The 19,668-nt window shown below is 48.0% G+C and carries 13 protein-coding genes; 4 read left to right on the top strand and 9 right to left on the bottom strand.

Translation table 11 applies throughout. The annotated features are described in order from the left end of the window. Positions 1-23: 23 nt before the first annotated feature. Both QUA04_RS07250 and QUA04_RS07245 read right to left on the bottom strand, forming a co-directional pair. Positions 24-1,133: a diguanylate cyclase gene (locus QUA04_RS07250; protein WP_333255230.1), complete on the bottom strand. Its 1,110-nt coding sequence runs from the start codon at positions 1,131-1,133 to the stop codon at positions 24-26. Positions 1,134-1,517: 384 nt separating this feature from the next. Beyond that, positions 1,518-2,012, bottom strand: a complete 495-nt coding sequence (locus tag QUA04_RS07245; protein WP_333255228.1) for a DUF427 domain-containing protein — start codon at positions 2,010-2,012, stop codon at positions 1,518-1,520. Positions 2,013-2,125: 113 nt separating this feature from the next. Between QUA04_RS07245 and QUA04_RS07240 the strand changes: the two genes are divergently transcribed. After that, positions 2,126-3,394 carry a GH25 family lysozyme gene (locus QUA04_RS07240; protein WP_333255225.1) on the top strand — a complete coding sequence of 423 codons (1,269 nt, stop codon included), beginning with the start codon at positions 2,126-2,128 and terminating at the stop codon, positions 3,392-3,394. Between the two features lie 489 nt (positions 3,395-3,883). Then, the gene (locus QUA04_RS07235; protein ID WP_333255223.1) at positions 3,884-5,842 is read left to right on the top strand and encodes a cation:proton antiporter domain-containing protein; all 1,959 of its coding nucleotides are present in this window, start codon (positions 3,884-3,886) and stop codon (positions 5,840-5,842) included. Positions 5,843-5,996: 154 nt separating this feature from the next. Here QUA04_RS07235 and QUA04_RS07230 read toward each other — a convergent pair whose 3' ends face one another. Continuing rightward, entirely contained in the window at positions 5,997-8,576 is a 2,580-nt protein-coding gene (locus QUA04_RS07230; protein WP_333255221.1) for a CHAT domain-containing tetratricopeptide repeat protein, read from the bottom strand. Between the two features lie 12 nt (positions 8,577-8,588). Between QUA04_RS07230 and QUA04_RS07225 the strand changes: the two genes are divergently transcribed. Beyond that, on the top strand, positions 8,589-8,726 hold the full coding sequence (locus QUA04_RS07225; protein ID WP_333255219.1) for a hypothetical protein: 138 nt from the start codon (positions 8,589-8,591) through the stop codon (positions 8,724-8,726). Positions 8,727-8,894: 168 nt separating this feature from the next. Here the strand turns inward: QUA04_RS07225 and QUA04_RS07220 are convergent, their stop codons facing one another. The 6 genes from QUA04_RS07220 to QUA04_RS07195 form a co-directional block, all read right to left on the bottom strand. Continuing rightward, the gene (locus QUA04_RS07220; RefSeq protein WP_333255217.1) at positions 8,895-10,613 is read right to left on the bottom strand and encodes a S8 family serine peptidase; all 1,719 of its coding nucleotides are present in this window, start codon (positions 10,611-10,613) and stop codon (positions 8,895-8,897) included. Between the two features lie 381 nt (positions 10,614-10,994). Beyond that, positions 10,995-11,777, bottom strand: coding sequence for a calcium-binding protein (locus tag QUA04_RS07215; RefSeq protein ID WP_333255215.1), 783 nt, complete (start codon positions 11,775-11,777; stop codon positions 10,995-10,997). A 428-nt stretch (positions 11,778-12,205) separates the two neighbouring features. Further along, positions 12,206-14,782 (bottom strand): CHAT domain-containing protein, encoded by a 2,577-nt coding sequence (locus tag QUA04_RS07210; protein ID WP_333255213.1) that lies wholly within the window; start codon positions 14,780-14,782, stop codon positions 12,206-12,208. Between the two features lie 26 nt (positions 14,783-14,808). After that, positions 14,809-15,555, bottom strand: a complete 747-nt coding sequence (locus QUA04_RS07205; protein ID WP_333255211.1) for a DUF928 domain-containing protein — start codon at positions 15,553-15,555, stop codon at positions 14,809-14,811. Between the two features lie 512 nt (positions 15,556-16,067). Continuing rightward, positions 16,068-18,023 (bottom strand): CHASE2 domain-containing protein, encoded by a 1,956-nt coding sequence (locus QUA04_RS07200; protein ID WP_333255209.1) that lies wholly within the window; start codon positions 18,021-18,023, stop codon positions 16,068-16,070. Further along, positions 18,023-18,694 carry a response regulator transcription factor gene (locus QUA04_RS07195; RefSeq protein WP_333255206.1) on the bottom strand — a complete coding sequence of 224 codons (672 nt, stop codon included), beginning with the start codon at positions 18,692-18,694 and terminating at the stop codon, positions 18,023-18,025. The genes QUA04_RS07200 and QUA04_RS07195 overlap by 1 nt, the downstream gene beginning before the upstream one ends. Positions 18,695-19,000: 306 nt before the next feature. On the opposite strand from QUA04_RS07195, the gene QUA04_RS07190 reads away from it, so the two are divergent. Next, complete coding sequence (locus tag QUA04_RS07190) at positions 19,001-19,615, top strand: class I SAM-dependent methyltransferase (protein ID WP_333255204.1); 615 nt, start codon at positions 19,001-19,003, stop codon at positions 19,613-19,615. Positions 19,616-19,668: the final 53 nt, after the last annotated feature.

Here is a 19,668-nt window from a genome sequence, read left to right as displayed (position 1 = left end):
GATCACTTTTTCCAATCTAAAATCTAAAATCTAAAATCTAAAATTACTCGATCGCGCCCTAGGTCTTTAGCATGATAAAGCGCGCGGTCTGCCGCTGCAATCAAGTTTTTTTGTGCAATGGACCATCGAGGAACCGTACTCGCTACTCCCAAACTCAGCGTCACGAGAGAACACACCTCCGAATTAATGTGTTCTATTTCTAGTTCTTTTATCCACACTCGAATTTTCTCTGCAATCGAGACACCTATTTCCGGTGAAGTCCGAGGCAAAATCACTGCAAATTCTTCGCCTCCGTAACGAGCTACCAGAGTCTCCCCCGAAACTTCGCCTGTCGAGTAATTTACAGCCTCAACAATAGTTTTCGCTACCTGTTGCAAACAAGCGTCTCCCGCTTGATGTCCGTAAGTATCGTTGTATTGTTTAAAAAAGTCAATATCGCATAAAATTAAAGATAGTTCTGCTGATTCTTGTCCCAATTCCTGCCATTTTTTCTCGAAGTATTCGTTAAAACAGCGGCGGTTCGCCACCTGAGTTAACCCATCTGAGTTCGCAAGGCGATACAATTCGGAATTAGCTGATTGTAATTGAGAATTAGCTGCTTCTAACTCGGCTTGTGTTACCGATAAATTGTAATACAGTTGCCTAATATACCCAGTAGCTTGTTGGTGAATTTCGGATAAAGCTACCAATACTTGATGCACGTCTAACAGTCGGTAAACTTGAGGTTCTAACTGCACCACAATCGGCTCGTAAAGCAGTTCGGGCTGCCGCTGCATGGCTCGCTGAGCTGCCACGACAATTAAGGCTACTCCTGGTAAAATCAAAATATCAGTTTGAGCTATCTGATACAAAGCCATAATTGGTCGGCCAGCAAATGTATCTAGTCCGTAAGGGCGGCTCATGCGTTCCATAAATCGCCTGCGCGATATCATCCCTAAAAATTCGCCATTTACGGTCAAGATAACTCCCGGAAGCAGCGGGTGAGCTTGAAAAAACCGGGCTACTTCTTTGGCTAGGGATGAAGCTTCAACTTGAAAATTTAATACAGCCAAATTCTTAAGAGTAGACTCTAAAGATAGATTTTTTGGTAGTTTTTCTTGTGAGTTAGATGGCGGGAGAAATTCAACAGACACAGCGCAGATCCGAATAAACAATAAAGCAGCAACAAAGCTCGTCTCAACTATTAACTTATCTTAGTATTTGTTTCGTGCCATTGGCTGTATTTACTACACTATATAATAAAGGGAGTAAACTAACGCCTGACTTTATTTCCTGCCTGCATTGCATTGATTCCTCATTACTACCTTAGAGATTTAGTGAATTATTACTTAATTTTTACTGTGGATTTTGGCTGTGTAAAAAAACGATTTGGTCGCCATTCCTTAACTCATTCACGGGGCAAACAAACTCAAGAAACCTGGTTGTTAAAAAGGGGTAAAAGCTGTAACGAGGTTTTGCGTAAAAAAATGTAGTCTCTGCCTCTCTTCTCAACTCAAAACTCAAAACTCAACATTCCCTCACCACCCCCAAGTTCCTGGCCCTCCCTTAAACGGTCCGACAATATCTTTGGTAATCCAGCCGCCGTAAAAATCCCCGGGTTGAGATTGCACTAATTCCCCGTCCACATAACAGGCATCCATCTTGCTCGGATAAAAAGCCACATAATCTTTAATAGCGGCAAAAACCTGATTAGGACTGGGATAAAACCAAGCAGCATTTACTACTTCTTTCGACTCTACCGTCACAGTGTAATAACCGGCTTGTCCCTTCCACTCGCACCAAGATCCCCGTAAAGTTTTGTGCAAATATTCCATTTTGATGTCATCGGGGCAGATATAGTAGACCGGAGGGTGACTGGTCTCCAATACCCGCTGAGGACGGCGCGTGTCTGCGATCGTCACTCCATTAAAAATTATCTGTACGTGTTTGGTCGATTCCTCAAGCCGAGGGGGACGCGGGTAATCCCAAACAGACTCTTCACCAGGGCCGGGTTCTATTCGATCGAAGTTCATTCGCACAATCTCCCCTGCAAAAAAAACAATTAGCGACTTAGCATTACAATTTAATGTACCCTTAATCGAGTCGCTGCTTCAGACCAAACCAGCTTTTCTCAACTCTTCGTAATATGAGCATTCGCGGTATAGATGTGTCCGACTACCAGCCCAATGTCAATTGGCAAGCAGTTGCCCGGGATGGTATTGTCTTTGCTTTTGTCAAATCGACCGAAGGTGCAACTTTAGTTTCCCAAACTTTCGCCCGCAATTGGGCGGCGATGAAAGCGGCGGGGATTCAACGCGGTGCTTACCACTTTTTTCAACCTGCAAGCAGCGTTCAAGGACAAATAGATTTGTTCTTGAAAACTGTAAAACTCGAAGCAGGGGATTTGCCGGCCGTCTTGGATTTGGAAACTACAGGCGGTTTGAGTGTGGATCAACTGTGCGATCGAGCCGCAATTTGGTTAGAAGCAGTCGAAAAAGCCACCTTGATGCGGCCGATTATCTACACTTACCCCGGTTTCTGGGACAACCTGGGGACAAAACGGTTTGCCGATTACCCGCTGTGGATTGCTCACTATACCAGTGCTGAGGAACCTTGGGTTCCCGGCGGGTGGAAAACTTGGACTTTTTGGCAGTACAGCGACACCGGCACCGTGTCAGGCGTCTCGGGCAATGTAGACACCAATATTTTTGAAAGCGTCCGAGAAGGCGCCGTAAGTTATAAAGTTGCAGACATCCAGAGGGAATTAAGAATTAAAGGTTTTTATCAAGGTGCGATGGATGGTAAATTTGGAGCCACCACCACAGCGGCGCTCATCTCGTTTCAGAAATCTCAAGGTCTCAATCCAGACGGTATTGCAAGCCTCACAACCTGGACCGCTTTGATGCAAAAATCTCCCAAAGTATTTGTCCCCCCTCCAGCGCCGACACCCGCCCCGCAGCCGACTCCCACTCCTATATCCGGCGTTCGACTGACTCAGATATTTTCGTCTTATCAAGCTAAGGCTAGCCAAGATACTGCCTTAATTTGGCTGCAAAGTCAAGTTTCTACCTCTGTTTTAGGGGAATTTGCTCAAAAATGGCGGGCAACTACCTTACCTCAAGACAGTAATTTGCGATTGATAGATGTAGGCAAATTTTATCGCGGTTTAGCACAACAAGACCAAGCTTTAGATTGGCTGCAAAAACAAATTTCTCCGGCTATTATTACCGAGTTTGCACAAAAATGGCGTTCTCAATCTATTGTCACTAATTCTCCGATTCGGCTGATAGATGCGTGCAAATTTTATCGGGCCGCACCCAACCAAAACCAGGCTTTAGATTGGCTGGAAGGGCGAATTTCCCCGGCCATTCTATCGGAGTTTTTTCGCAGGTGGCAGAATGCCAGTCGATTATAGATTATAGATTGAGTCTAAAGATGAATCTTGCGATTTGAGATTTTAGATGGGAAATCTACTCTAAAGATGAGTCTGAGGGCGATCGATTTGAAATGTGAGCTTTTTGATTGGAGATTGACTCCACAGATGAATCGGGGGTTGAAAGGCTCTATAATGGAAAAGCTGGCAAATCTTGCTATTTGAGATGTGAGATTGACTCCCCATCAAAATTAGTCAAATCCTCTTCCTCTGTGCCCGCATCCCCATGGGACTCTCGAACATATCTCGAACATAACAGACAATCTCTCGCTTAGCTACAGCTTACTGCCATCTTTGACGCCAAGAGAATTATCTGATAAAGTTATAGCGACTATCAAGTTTTTTTAATCTTATTGGGAAAAATCCAGGGCCGTGCCGAGTTTGTAAGCTGCGCCGAAAATAGCGCCTGCACTCCAATTACCCGCCATCGAACAGCTAAAACTAAGCGGGCAGCCTGTAACAATTATATCTATGGAAATCCCCTTTAACATCACCCTGTTGATGGTCATGACCGTCATCTGTGGCATCAGCGCTCAAGTTCTCGCCGCCTATCTGAAAGTTCCGGCGATCGTCTTTTTGCTGTTGTTTGGTATTTTAGCCGGCCCAGACTGCTTGGGAGTGCTGCACCCGAATCTGCTGGGCAGCGGTTTAGAAGTTATGGTATCCCTTTGCGTAGCTTTAATTCTGTTTGAAGGCGGCTTAAATTTGGAATTGCGAGATTTGGGCAAACTTTCGGGCAGCATCCGCAATTTAGTTACAGTAGGCACTTTAATTACACTAATTGGTGGCGGAATGGCCGCACACTGGTTGGGGGAATTTCCCTGGCCGATCGCATTTTTGTATGCTTCTCTAGTAGTCGTCACAGGCCCGACGGTAATCGGCCCTTTGCTCAAACAAGTATCCGTTGACAAACAAGTTGCCGCCTTGCTAGAAGCAGAAGGCGTTTTAATCGATCCTGTCGGGGCAATTTTGGCAGTATTGGTGCTGAATATTATTTTGAACGGCAATCCTGATTTGCTCGTTTTGTTCCGAGATTTAATAGTCCGACTCTTCGTTGGCGCAGTCGTCGGAGTTGCGGGAGGTTGGCTGCTGGGATTCATTCTCAAGCGATCGCAATTTCTCTCAGAAGACCTCAAAAACTTAGTAGTTTTAGCCGGTTTGTGGGGATTTTTCGGCTTAGCAGAAGAAATCCGCAGCGAATCGGGACTGATGGCAACAGTCCTCTCCGGCATCGTCCTCAGAGCCGCTGCTGTGCCGGAAGAAAGGCTGCTGAGGAGGTTTAAAGGTCAACTGACAGTCCTGGCTATTTCCATGCTGTTCGTGCTGCTGGCGGCTGATTTATCCCTCGCTAGTGTGGTCGCCCTCGGTTGGGGAAGTTTGTTTACAGTTTTAGCTTTAATGTGGGTAGTGCGGCCGATCAACGTTTGGCTGTGTACTTGGAACAGCGGACTGAATTGGCGGCAGAAATTATTTGTTTGTTGGGTAGCGCCTAGGGGAATTGTCTCAGCGTCGATCGCATCTTTATTTGCAATTTTGCTCACCCAGCGGGGAATCAACGGCGGCGACTCGATTAAAGCCTTAGTTTTCCTAACAATTATTATGACAGTTTTCGTCCAGGGACTAACGGCCGGACGGATCGCTCAACTGTTGGGGATCACCTCAAAATCCGCAACCGGTGCTGCAATTGTCGGGTCAAATCCTTTAAGCAGATTAATTGCTCGCTTGTTTCAAGAACGCGGAGAATCGGTGGCAATTATCGACACCGACCCGGAAGCTTGCGCGCAAGCAGAACGAGAAGGTTTGCGGGTGTTTTTGAGCAGTGCTCTCGACCACAGCGTGTTAGAAGAAGCCGGACTGGAATCGATGGGAACTTTTTTGGCAATGACTAACAACGGCGAGGTAAACTTAGTGTTAGCTCAGCGGGCTGCCGAGGAGTTTGCACCGCCGAGGGTTTTGGCAATATTTCCCAAAGATCCGCAAGCAAATACGCCTGCTAATCAGAGTAAAATCAATCAAGCTTTTGTCTCGGATTTGTCGCTGAAGGATTGGAACGAATATTTGAGCGACGGCGAAGTAAAATTGGGGGAAACTGAGTTAAAAAGTGAGGGATTGCAGTTTCAGATTGCTCACTTGCAAGCTTTGGTTAAAGCCGGGGAGTTGACGCCGCTGCTGCTGGAAAGACAGGGGTACTTGCAAGTAGTGTCGGCGACGGAGATTTGGCAAGCGGGCGATCGAATTATTTATTTGCTGTACGATCCGACACCGAAATTGTTGAAAAGATTGTCTGGTTCGTCTCAGTCTCGTTTGACTTTGGAAAAGCATCAGGTAGTTGAAGAAGTGCCGATTCCTTCTCCGGTTTTAGAGCCTGTTTTGGAGGAAGCTAAAATCGAGAAGGAAGCAGAAGTTTTGCTACCGCCAGTTTCGCGATAGGAGCAGTAAGCTGTCGTGCATATAGATTGTCTATGGTATTAGAGGGGAAGAGGGGGAGAGGATTTTACAATTTTTGATATGGGATTGAAATATACAATTTCAATGCACAACATATATCAGATCGATCGCAACAAGCAGATTAGAGCGATCGTCCTTACTCTGCCTCCCCAATTAAAGTAAATGCCACCCAATTTCGCGGCCCAGGATGAGTTTTCATCGTAGTTAACATTGCTTGCCGCAGTGCCTGTGCTTTGTCGGGATTATTTTGCAAGTTTTGATAAAACAACTGCATCAATTCCGATGTCGGCGCATCGGGAACCGCCCATAAAGAAACAATCACACTCGGCACTCCTGCTGAAATCAAAGCGCGCGACAAACCAATCACCCCATCCCCGGTAATCCTGCCTTCTCCAGTGTTGCAGGCACTCAAAACAACTAAGCTTGCTTGCAGTTTCATGTCGAAAATCTCTTCTGCGGTCAATAAGCCGTCATCGCTACCAGAAGGAGCCATAGCGATCGCACTTCCCAATCCGCGCACATCATCCAGCAATCCATGCGTTGCCAGGTGAATAATCGATGCTTGGGGCATTTTTTGAACGATCGCAGCTTTTGTACCTTGTGGGCCTAAGATAGCTTGGGTTTTGAGCAGAGGCGCGATCGCGAGCGCTTCGGCTTCAGCCCCCGGTAGAGGAGACAATTGCTGTTTGGGCTCTCCCAGATAGGCAGACACACTAGGCATGGTGGGATTGCCCAATACTAGAGCCCTGCCGCTGTGGGATTGCTTCTGTGCTAGCTTCTGTCGTTGCTGTCGGGTTAAATCCAATACTTGAATCGAAGGGGCGGTAAGAATCGTGTGTTTTTCGATTAAGTAAGTGCCGCCGGAATCTTGCAGGGCGGGGAAGGGCACCTGGAACAGGGAACCTTGGGGAATGAAAATGACGTGGGCATTAGGGTCTTTGGGTAGGAGGCTGGCAATGGGATCGATTAGCAGTTGATGCAGTGTCGGTAAGTCGGGTTGGGGTTGGGTGGAGCCAAGAGTGCTGCGACTGCGAACGGCGAGAAATTCTCGATTGCCAATAATTAAGCTGGCTAGAGAGGCGTTGTGTTTTTGCCAAAGGGGTTTGAGGTCTACCTCGCGGAAGGTAATTTCGCCCGTGGGTTGAATCACCCAAATGTAGAGTGCCGATTCACGCCCTTCTCGTTTGCCCTGAATCTGGAAGATATCGTAGATGATGGAATACTGCACCAAAGTGGCGTTCTGTGCTTTGGCGATTTGGCGAATTTGATCCTGGTTGGGAGAAGTGTTAATCACCGGATTGGTAGAACCTGAAGATAAGCGTTCACTCAGGAGATCGACAAAGGCACGAGCACGTCCCCGTTCGGCAATTTCTAAGGCGGCGATCGGGTTATTCTGAGCCACCCGAACTTGTTGTAAAGTCCGATAGGTGCGAGCTTGTTCTTCAAAGATGGAGACTTTATTCGCGTCGTTGGAGCCGAGCATTTGACGCATCGATTCCCAAACTTGAATCCCATCGATCAGCATTTTCTCAGCTTCTGTTGGGTTGCCAGCTCTCAAGAACGTCGCTCCGAGGTTGTTGAGCGCCGCACCTTCTTCGTGGCGCTGTTTAAGTTCGCGGGCGATCGCTAAATATTGCTGTAAATACTCAAGGGCTTTGGCATAGTTCCCCAGATTGAAGTAAGCAACTCCCAAATTCCCCAGTGCTAAACCTTCTCCTTGACGGTTTTTAATGGAGCGGGCGTTCTCTAAATATTGCTGTGCATACTTAATGGCTTTGGCATGGTTGCCCAGAAAGCTGTAAGCGGCTCCCAAATTCCCCAGTGCCTCACCTTCACTTTTGCGGTCTTTAATGGAGCGGGCGATGACTAAGTGTTGCTGGAAATACTCAATGGCTTTGGCATAGTTGCCCAGATAGAGGTAAGCGCCTCCCAAATTCCCCAGTGCTATACCTTCTCCTCGGCGGTCTTTAATGGAGCGGGCGATGGCTAAACCCTGCTGTGAATACTCAATGCCTTTGGCATAGTTGCCCAGATAGAGGTAAGTGAGTCCCAAATCGATCAGTGCCTCACCTTCACTTTGGCGGTCTTTAATTTCGCGGGCGATGGCTACACTCTGCTGTGAATACTCAAGGGCTTTGGCATAGTTGCCCAGATCGAGGTAAGCGACTCTCAAAATGCCCAGTGCCGTACCTTCCCCCTCGCGGTCTTGAATTTCGCGGGCGATCTCTAAATATTGCTGTGCATACTCAATGGCTTTGGCATAGTTGCCCAGACTAAGGTAAGTTTTCCCCAAAATCCTCAGTGGAAAACCTTCCATTCCGCGGTTTTTAATTTCGCGGGCGATGGCTAAACTCTGCTGTGTATACTCAATGGCTTTGGCATAGTTGCCCAGAAAGCGGTAAGCATTTCCCAAAAAGGCTAGTGTTGCCCCTTCCCCAAGGCGGTTTTTGAGGGCGCGATAAATTTGCAGTGCCTGTTGCCAGGAATTCAGGGCTGCTTGGACTTGGCCAGTCTCATACTGTTGAAGCCCCTGCCGCAACAGTCGATCGCCCTCTGCTTGACGAGCATCGGTAGTTTGAGCGATCGCTGGGAAGAGAGAGTCAGGAGTAGTTAATAGGGGGATAGTGGCAAGCAGGAACAGGGAAATGGAAGCTAGGAAAACATTAGTGAGCCTAGAATGGGTTGATTTGACTCGCTTAAATGGGGAATACAGCATAGGATTCTAGAGTTGGAAGTTAGAGAATTAGCCCGATCGCTCTTTCTGCTGTCGTCGTGCGATCGCCTCAATCTGCCACAGGCGATCGTCCTTCATAGAAGTTTACTCTCCCTCCCCAATCTCGCCGCAGGGATGGGGACTCTAATCTGAATTAGACGACTATTTTAGCGATCGCCCGATCGGTTTGAATCAAACCATTACCCACTGGCATAGTCAAGTCCAAAATCAAAACCTGGCGTGTTTAGATCGTCCATATCCAGAGCCGTCTGCTCTAATGCTCGATTAACGCCCGCAGGACTTAAGTGGAAATTTGTAATGCTATCCTGTTAACCCATTTCGATTAGCTGTTGTGGTCAAAATTTGCTCAACTTGAGCTGGAGTTAAAGTCGGATTGGCACTCAAAACTAAAGCCGCTACACCGGCTACCTGTGGCGTTGCCATAGATGTGCCAGTTAGGGTGTCATAGGTGTTATAGGGAGTTGTAGAATAGATGTCTACTCCCGGAGCAACTAGGTAATTCAAAGGTGTGGAACCCGCACGGTTAGAGTCGTCATCCATGCTGCCGTTTATATCAATACTGCCCACGGCAATTCCCCAGCGATCGGCATTACGAGCTGGATAATCTGGTTGGTCAACACCCGCGTTTCCGGCTGCCATAACCACAACAGAGCCTTTGTTATTTGCATACTCAATTGCGTTATTTATTACGTTGGAAGGGACAAACTCATTTCCCAAGCTGAGGTTAATTACATTGGCTCCATTATCAGCAGCATAGCGGATTCCAGCAGCAACATTATTCGGATTCCCACTGCCGAAGGCGGACAACACTCTGACAGGCATAATCTTAGCATTGGGCGCAACTCCTGTGATGCCAAAATTATTTTGTTCCGCCGCGATCGCACCTGCTATGTGGGTCCCGTGACCGTAGAAATCCAGATCCATAGGGTTGTTGTCGCTAGCCACAAAATCCCAACCCCGAATATCATCAATATATCCGTTGCCATCGTCATCAATGCCATTTCCAGCAATTTCACCAGCGTTCCGCCAAATATTTTCATCCAAGTCAGGATGGGTGTAGTCAACACCACTATCCACGACAGCTACAACAATCCCATTTCCTGTAATGTTCTGATTCCAAACTTCCGGCGCATTTATGAGATCTAGCGACCAGCTATTCCCACCCCTATCGGGAAGAGCAGGGAAAAGACTTGAGCGGTTTAAGGTGTGAGAAACTGCTGCATTTGCATTCACCAAACCGTAGCCGTAGTTAGTATTATAAACACCGTTAGGTGTCGTAATATCTGGCACTACAGGAACAGCGGTTGCAGAAAGATTTAGGTTGTAATTGGTAGATCCTGAGTAGCTAGAGACTCGGACATAGTAGGTTCCAGGAGCCAAATTGGGCACATTAATAGCATCGGGGACTGTGCCACTCTCTTCAGAGAAGTCAACATATTCATCAAAATCGACTACACCGTTGCGGTTTCTATCTTGAATTAGCTCTACGTCAGCATCCGCGCTCAAACCGTCGAGACGCAGGTTAAAATTGCTCTTAGTGTTGATATCGAATCGGTAGAAATCCTCGGTATCGCCTGTTCCCACAAAATCAGTTAAGTTGATGTTACCGTTCTGAACACCAACAATATTACGAGCTGTCGAAAGAGAGTTCCCTGGATCGGCGAAATTCAACTGGGAAGCAGATATCGTTCCTGTTAGTGGATCTGCGTTTGCGATCGCCGATTCTGACTGCGGTTTGAGTTGAGCATCGGCGACATCGCCACTAACTCGATCGCCCGCAGAGACACTGAGACCCTCGCCTGCATTAGCTACAATAAAATCTGCGATCTGTGTGTGTTGGTCGAAGCTGGATGCTGTGGGATTAGTCAAGCTAGATTCAGCACTATAACCAGGAATATTCAATGGCTCGATCGCTCGGCTGAGCAACTCGCTGTTAGCCGGAAATGTGGATTGGGCTATCGCGTTTGGCTGTTGATTGAAATAAAGGCGATCGTTAGGATTAGTTGTGATGTCTAACATAATTTAAAACCTCAGATAATTAGATTCATTCTTGATTTAAATCTTACGCAGCACAGATCGAAAAATCATCCGTTCTACCCACAGACTTGATCAAGTACGGGGTGCAAAATAGATTGCGGGAAAGTGCAAAGTATGTGAATATGTAGAGTAGATGGTTCACTTCCATCAGTCTTAAGATTGAGAGGCGATCGCGAACAAAGATTCATTCCACAGTCCGCCAGGGAATTAATTCCCTGTCTCATAGCGCAAGTCCTCTAAAAGAGGACTAAAGAATATAACTCATTAGTCCTCTTTTAGATATAAATGTCGCTTTTAGGCACTGAAGTTTTCAAGAGCCATTGATGAGGAATAAATTCCTCGCTACGAAGCTATAACAAGGAATTAAAATCCCTGAGCAGAGATAATACTACCTTGAATATCTGCCACTCTTACATTTGGCACAAAGCCTACTATGTCGCCGGAATTCCTAACTTTAATTAGAGTGCCTTCACTCTCTATCGGTTGAGTATCCCATGAACCGGGCGGGGCAAATAGTTTGAAACTTTCTGGTGCATCAAACCCAAAGAAAACTGTGACATCGGTCACGTATTGCAAGTCTACATCGCTAGCATTCAAACCGCCGGCCAATCCAATGCGATCGAGGCCACCTCTGAAACCTACAATAAAATCCGCATTATTGACATCCCTAACTCCGGGTTCTGCTTGGATGACGTACAAGTTGCTGCCCCCGATTGTGATTGAATCATCATCCAAACCTCCTAAAATATCGTGACCCAAACCTCCCACCAGAGTGTCATTTCCGCTAAGGCTGATTAACAAATCATTGCCTCTGCCACCCAAGAGAATATCGTTCCCTGCATCAGCTATTATAAAATCTGCATCTTGACCGCCGCTGAGAGAGTCATTTCCCTCTTCTCCAGTCAGGAAGTCTTTACCTTTTCCTCCGAATAAAGAATCGTTGCCCAAATCCCCGCTGATAAAATCTTCTCCTTCATTGCCACAAACCAAATCATTAGCTGTTGAGCCAGTGACTACATCGTCACCTGCAAGCATCCAAACTCCTAAAGGAAAATTAGTTGCATCTGCGATCGACAAAGTAACAACTTCGGATGTATTGTCGCCAATTAATCGTTGAAGTTCTGACGGATCGGGTTGTAAAGCCATAAAAAAAATCCTCTTAACACTTGACTTAAATCTTAAGGAACCCAGATGGGAAAATCATTCGTTCTATCCACAGACTTGATTAAGTAGGAGGTGCAAAATAGATTGCGGGAAAGTGCAAAGTATGTGAATATGTATAGTAGATGGTTCACTTCCATCAGTTTTGAGATTAAGAAGATAACTCGGCGGTTGAAACCGCGTCTACAAAAACAAAGTCGGCCTTCGCCGACTAAAGAATAAAGATCGTTTCCGATTGCATCGGAATTATTAGTATCCAAAAAGGAGACGGCAGTGCCGTTTCCCTACAATGTTATTTTGGGTAGGGAAACGGCACTGCCGTCGGCTCCATCATTCCGGTACAACCGGAATTGATATAATTTAGGAGAAAATTTAGGATAAAAACATTGAGCCAATCCGCTATTAATAAAAACTTACTCTGCCTCCCCAATCAAAGTAAATGCCGCCCAATTTCGCGGCTGGGGATGAGTTTTCATCGTAGTTAACATTGCTTGCCGAAGTGCCTGTGCTTTGTCGGGATTATTTTGCAAGTTTTGATAAAACAACTGCATCAATTCCGATGTCGGCGCATCGGGAACCGCCCATAAAGAAACAATCACACTCGGCACTCCTGCTGAAATCAAAGCGCGCGACAAACCAATCACCCCATCCCCGGTAATCCTGCCTTCTCCAGTGTTGCAGGCACTCAAAACAACTAAGCTTGCTTGCAGTTTCATGTCGAAAATCTCTTCTGCGGTCAATAAGCCGTCATCGCTACCAGAAGGAGCCATAGCGATCGCACTTCCCAATCCGCGCACATCATCCAGCAATCCATGCGTTGCCAGGTGAATAATCGATGCTTGGGGCATTTTTTGAACGATCGCAGCTTTTGTCCCTTGAGCGCCTGTGATGGCTTGGGTTTTGAGTAGAGGGGCGATCGCTCTAGCTTCTGCTTCGGCTCCAGGTAGAGGAGACAATTGCTGTTTCGGTTCTCCCAGAGACAGAGACACACTAGGCATGGTGGGATTACCCAAGACTAGAGCCCTGCTGCTGTTGACTGGCTTCTGCGCTAACTTCTGTCGTTGCTGTCGGGTTAAATCTAATACTTGAATCGAAGGGGCGGTGAGAATCGTGTGTTTTTCGATTAAGTAAGTGCCGCCTTCATCTTGTAGGGCGGGGAAGGGCACCTGGAACAGGGAACGTTGAGGAATGAAAATGACGTGGGCATTGGGATCTTTCGGTAGGAGGCTGGCAATGGGATCGATCAGCAGTTGATGCAGTGTCGGTAAGTTGGGTTGGGGTTGGGTGGAGCCAAGACTGCTGCGACTGCGGACGGCGAGGAATTCTTGATTGCCCACGATCAAGCTGGCTAGGGAGGCGTTGTGCTGCCGCCAGAGGGGTTTGAGGTCTACCTCGCGGAAGGTGATTTCGCCTGTCGGTTGAATTACCCAGATGTAGAGCGCGGATTCTCGCGGTTCGCTTTTTCCCTGAATCTGGAAGTTGTCGTAGATGATGGAATACTGAACCAAAGTGGCATTTTGTGCTTTGGCGATTTGGCGAATTTGCTCCCGATCAGGAGAAGTGGCGATAACCGGATTGGCAGAATCAGATGATAAGCGCTGTGTCAGGAGATCGACAAAGGCACGGGCGCGTCCCCGTTCGGCAATTTCTAAAGCCGCGATCGGGTTATTCTGAGCCACCCTGACTCGTTGTAAAGTCCGATAGGTGCGAGCTTGTTTCTCAAAGATGGAGACTTTATTCGCGTCGTTGGAGCCGAGCATTTGCCGCATCGATTCCCAAACTTGAATCCCCTCGATCAGCATTTTTTCAGCTTCTGTTGGGTTGCCAGCTTTTAAAAACGCCACTCCCAGGTTGTTGAGCGCCCAACCTTCCCCAAGGTGGTCTTTAATTTCGCGGGCGATGCCTAAATCTTGCTGTGCATACTCAATGCCTTTGGCATAGTTGCCCATATCGAGGTAAGCAGTTCCCAAATCCCCCAGTGCTGCAGCTTCCATTCGGCGATCTTGAATTTCGCGGGCGATGACTAAACTCTGCTGTGCATACTCAATACCTTTGGCATAGTTGCCCAGATCTATGTAAGCAGTTCCCAACTCCCTTAGTGCCGCACCTTCCTGTTTGCGATCCTTAATTTCGCGGGCGATGACTAAACTCTGCTGTACATACTCAATGCCTTTGGCATAGTTGCCCAGATCTATGTAAGCAGTTCCCAACTCCCTTAGTGCCACACATTCCCCAACGCGGTCTTTAATTTTGCGGGCGATGGCTAAACTCTGCTGTGGATACTCAATGCCTTTGGCATAGTTGCCCTGATAGATGTAAGCAGTTCCCAAAAAGTTTAGTGCATTACCCTCCCATTTGCGGTCTTTAATTTTGCGGGCCATCGCTAAATATTGCTGTGCATACTCAATGGCTGTGGCATGGTTGCCCAGCTCGAGGTAAACCCCTCCCAAAAAGCTTAGTGCCAAACCCTCCCATTTGCGGTCTTTAATGGAGCGGGCGATCGCTAAATATTGCTGTGCATACTCAATGGCTTTGGCATAGTCGCTCACAGAGCGGTAAGCGATCCCTAAAGTGCCTAGTGCACTAATCTCCAATTGGCGATGTTTAATTTCGCGGGCGATGGCTAAACTCTGCTCCCCATACTCAATGGCTTTGGTCGAGTTGCCCAGATGGTAGTAAGTGCTTCTCAAAAAGCCTAGTAATACACATTCCGCAAGGCGGTTTTTGAGAGCGCGATAAATTTCCAGTGCCTGTTGCCAGGAATTCAGCGCTGCTCTTAATTGGCCAGTCTCTTCCTGTTGTATCCCCTGCTGCATTAGCCGATCAGCCTCAGTTTTACGAGCATCGATCGCCTGAGCACTAGCCGGAAGTGGGGAGTGCAGAGGAATATACAAGGCAACAGATAAAAGGCAAAAGGCTAGGGGAAAGAGAAAGCCCGATCGCACTTTACAATTGCTGGATTTAAGCAATTTTAGCGAGAAAGATTTCATAGGATTTAGTCTTTGGATTGCGAGGGTTAGCGCTGTCCTTGGCGCTGTTGTTCGATCGCCCTAATTTGCTTCAATCGATCGCTCCAGTCTTTCAAAGGTTCGGCTTCCGAACTAGCAAGAGCATCTAGCAATTCCAGCACAGCCGCTTGGTTTTGAGAAATCTCAGAGGCTTTGCGCGCTTCGGCGATCGCGTCATACCACAGCCCAGACTCCGCATACAGGTCGATCCGCTGTTGGGGAGTTTGCGCGGCTGCAAGTTGAGTCTGCAACGACGCCGCAGGCCCAACGACTTGGATTTCTGCCGCCGCCACCACATTGCTCGGAGGATCATCCGGATCGCAGACCAACACCACTTGCCACTGATAGGATTGCCCGATCGACAGTTGGGGCAGATTTGAGGGCAAAGCCACCGACATTATTCCTGGCTGACTCTGCATCTCGGTTCTGTAGAGCAGTTGTCCCGTGCGAGTAAACAGCCGGAATTGCAGCGGACGAGGAGGGCTATCGGGTACAAACCAGGTAAAGGTTGGATGCCCAGAAATCGTCTCTCCCACATGGCTAAACGGCACTAAGGCAGTCAATCTCGCCGATGAATTAGCTTCGCAACTGCCGCCGCGAGTGGTATTCGTCCCCGTTTCTTTCGGTTTAGAAGGGTTTTGAGGAGGAGTGTATTTTGCCAGCGCTACAGGAGCGATCCAGAACGAAACACTCAGCATTAAACTCGCAATGCCCGCAGAGTAAACGGTTCGACGCTTCAACTCGTGAGTCATCATCGCAATCCCCTCTGTAACTATTTCTACAGTAATCAACAATACAAAAACACAATAGAGGACTGCCCGCAAGCGTTGTTTGCGGGAAGGTGCAAAGATATTGGTGTCAGCTTAAGGGCAAACCCTCAGTCCGGCAGTCCGGCAGGGGTTTAAACCCCTGCCTCAAAGCGAAACTCGTCTTCAGACGACTAATGAGTTCTTCAGTCCTCTTTGAGAGGACTTTCGCTATGAGACAGGGAATTCATTCCCTGGCGGACTGCCGGGTGGGCGGGAGGACTGGGTGGACTGACAGCTTAAGTTGATACGCCTTGGGCATTGCCCTATCCAGAGTTGCCGTGTTGTCGATCGTTATATCTGAGCTCTTAAACCATTCTCAAGAACAGGCAAGATGCCCGTTCCACAAAGAGTGAATTTCTTGTGGAACGGGCATCCTGCCCGTTCATAAAAGCCTTATTGAAAATGGTGCAAGATATCATCTCAATTAGCTCGGATTTGACAAGGGTGAACCCAACCAATTACCAGAACCAGCGCCGTTTGGCTGACCAAGTTAACTCGCACACTGTCCCCCTCGGTACATTTGGGTAGCGCCGAAAGGTTCCCCCTAATTGTTTGGCTAAGTTCTTTGCAAGCTGGGTTCCTAATCCTGAAGGTTGGATTTTAGGGTTTGGATCTTCGGTTATTTCCCTGTCTCGATCAATTTGAGCCAAGCTAAGCATTTCTGACTGAGACGGTTTCCCCCTACCATTATCCGCCACCCGGATCACCTGCCGATCGCCTTCTTGAGTGCAAATTACGGTCAAGCGAGTGGCTTCGATCGCGTGTTTCCCGACATTGCAGAGCGCTTCTTCCAGAAAGCGGCAGAGTGCTCGCTTGTGTTCCAACCGCAGATGCGAGGTGTTCAAGGGATCGAACTGCACAATTTTGAATTTGATCGTTTTGAGGTAGGGCAATTCTTGTTCGAGCGTGTTGGAATAGACCTTATAGAGCAATTCATGCAATGGAGCCTGCAGGGCCAATTCGATCGCACTCCCCATGCGGAGATGCGGTTCATCTGCGATGGCGTCTCGTTGCACAGAGCCGTAAACTGCCCGCAATTCTTGATTCAATCGTTGCAGCTCCGGTAGAAATAACGGCGGTGTTGCTTGTTCTTGAGCAGTTCTCAAAATTCCCACCAATGTTTGTAACGGGCCGCTATGAATTGCATTAAAGGTCTGCTCGATCGCAAATTGACGTTCCTCCAACCGCAGTCGGAGTTCCTGTTCGTGGCGATAAAATAACGCTGCGGTCAACCCAGCCCCATTCAACACGAGTACGAGCAACACAGGCACGATCGGCACCCACCATCCCAAAAGAATCAGCCAGTAACAGAGCGCGATCGGGCTAATGCTGGCGACTAAGAGTCCGATCAAAATTTTCCCGGGCGATCGCAGAAATCGTCCCAAACTCATCCCCAAGAGTCCCCAGACCGCAATCCAGAGCGTTTCCCAGCCCTCCCCCCAAACCTGAAGCAACGCTCGCCGATCAAGCACCGCGCTAATCATCTGGCTGGTTTCGTGGGCTTGCATTTCGACTCCGTAAATCCGTCCGGGATTGATACCTGCGATCGCGCCCGAACTTGCCAAATCCTTCGCGCTAAAAGACATCATCCCAATCAGCACAATTTTGCCTCGAATCCAGTTCGGATCTACTTGTCCCGCCTTGATTTGCTCCAGGGAAAGCACGCGAAATGGCATTGTCCCGCTGCGAACATTCAGTAAAATTTGGTTGCCGCCTGCATCCGCCCCCACATATCCGCCAGAGTTTGACTGCACTCTGGTAAATTCAATGCTGCCAAAGCGCATCGCCTCCCGATCGCGAATTCCATTACTTAGCTTAATTCCTCGGGTTGCTAAATAGAGTTCTGCCAGCCGGAGCGCGAAGGAAAAACGGTATTCCTGTCGATCGTTGTTAGTGCCCAATAAACTGCGGCGCTGGTAGCCATCCGCATCGAGTACGAAATCTGCAAAGCCAATCTGTTCGGGTAGTAGCCCGGGCGGAGGTGCGACGGTAAAGCCACTGCGATCGGGCAAAGCAATCTCCACTCCGATCACATTCTTGCTGCTGCGAAACACCGATGTCAGTTCAGCATTACCCGGTTCAACCGGAATATCGCGGACAATATCCAGCCCGATCGCGATCGGTTGATAGGCCTGCAAGCGTTTGAGTAAATCGGCAATATCGCGATCGGGAATCGGATAAGTTCTAGCGCGTTGAATATCTTCCTCAGTGATGCCGACAATTACAATCCGTTCATCCATTGACTCAGGAGGACGCAAACGCAGAAATTGATCGAACGCAACCAACTCCCAAAACTGAAGCGCACCGCTCAATCTAGCCATCATCACAGCGACAATCACCATCAACCCTGGAAGCGCTCCTCGTCCCCAAGTCGTGACCTCCGATTTCACTGCTTGCCATCGATCGCGCTTCACTAATCAATCAATCCTTCTTCCCTAGCTCGCACTTCCGTTTGAATCCGCAGATTCTTATCATCATCAGGATACACCTCTAGCACATCTCGAATCTTAGTCCAGTAATACTGCACAGTGCGTTCAGAAACATTCATTCGTTTGGCGATCGCAGTATCCTGCAAGCTCTCGTGAAAAGCAAATTGCAACACCTGCATCCAAGCGGGTTTGAGTTGCAGCCCATTGCGGATCTCTCTGGGTGTATAAATCCGCTCGTGCAGCGCCCAATCAACCATTGCCAGCAAGTCTTTCATCGGCTGGCTCTTATCGACAACTGTGAAGCCGCCCATGTGATTGTCGATCGACGGTTTCAGCCAAACTAAAGTCCGAACATGGGCACTCTGCACCACAATATTCAGACTCGGATACTGCTCCATCAACGTTTTGAGGAGTTGAAGCCCTGAATTTGCTTGAGCCGTTTCGCCGATCGTCTCTGGCATCACCAGATCCACAATCACCAAATCCGGGGTCGTCTGCGCTATTTGCTCAAGGGCTGCCTGAGCCGTCGGAGCCGTCAGAATGTCTGCCTCTGGATATTCTTGCTTCAGAATGTTAAGCGTGCCACCTAACACCATCGCATGGTCATCCACAACTAAAAAAGTTCGTTTCTCCGGTTGAGGTAAAGTCTGGGGCATAGTTGATTCGTTGCCACACAACATCGTCAGTTTAGGTAATCCGTCAACCCATTATAGATTTGGGATTTACGATTTTCGATTTGTGACCTAGTTGAAACTAGGGGTTTTAAACCGCTGAAATTCTCATTCAAAATCCCAACTCCCCAATCTAAAATCGTCTCGGTCATCTTCTTAGAATAGAGGAATTACGTGGCTCCCGTCCTGCATCTGTCCGCCAACTGAGGTTGGGGATGTCCGCAACGAGAATTGCGCTAAAGCGCAGTTCTATTATAATCTAGGTGTCGTAGCAGGAAAAAGGATGATTTTATGACAGCAGAAGGTTCGTATCAAGCAAGCACCTTCAATCGAGACCTTGAGACAGAAATCCAGCGGTTAAAAGCTCAAGTTCACCTCAGTTGGGAAAAGGAAGCGCGCACTTTAAAGTGGTTCGGCTTGACCGACGGGATGAATGTTATGGAAGCGGGTAGCGGGCCGGGATTCTTCACCGAAAAACTGGTAGAATTGCTGCCCAACAGTTCGATAACAGCGGTTGAAATCGACCCCGTACTGCAGGAAAAAGCAGCAGAATATTTGCAGGACAAAGGGGGCTATCGAGTAAATCACGTGCAAGCATCGGTTGGGGATACGGGCTTACCGGCTAACACTTTCGATTTTGCGATCGCCCGTTTGCTGTTCCTTCACCTCCCCGATCCTGTCGCAGCAGCTAGAGAAATATTCCGCATCTTGAAGCCTGGGGGAAAACTGGTAATTATCGATGCCGATGGGGATCTGTTTTGGCTGACCGATCCACCTTTGTCAGTGGAGAATCTCAAGAAGAAATTAAAGGAGGTAACGGCATTGCGGGGTGGCCATCCCTACTTTGGACGACATCTGTGTCGGCTTCTGAAAGAAGTTGGATTTGTTAAGCTGTTCGACATCTAAACTGCATTAACTCGCGTTACCTTTGTTTTTGATGTTTCGGTTCCATTTCATAA

Source organism: Microcoleus sp. S13_C5 (genome assembly GCF_036700845.1).
Lineage (GTDB): Bacteria > Cyanobacteriota > Cyanobacteriia > Cyanobacteriales > Microcoleaceae > Microcoleus.
The sequence above is the reverse complement of the archived record's forward strand: the minus strand, read 5'-3'. Positions and strand labels throughout refer to the sequence as shown.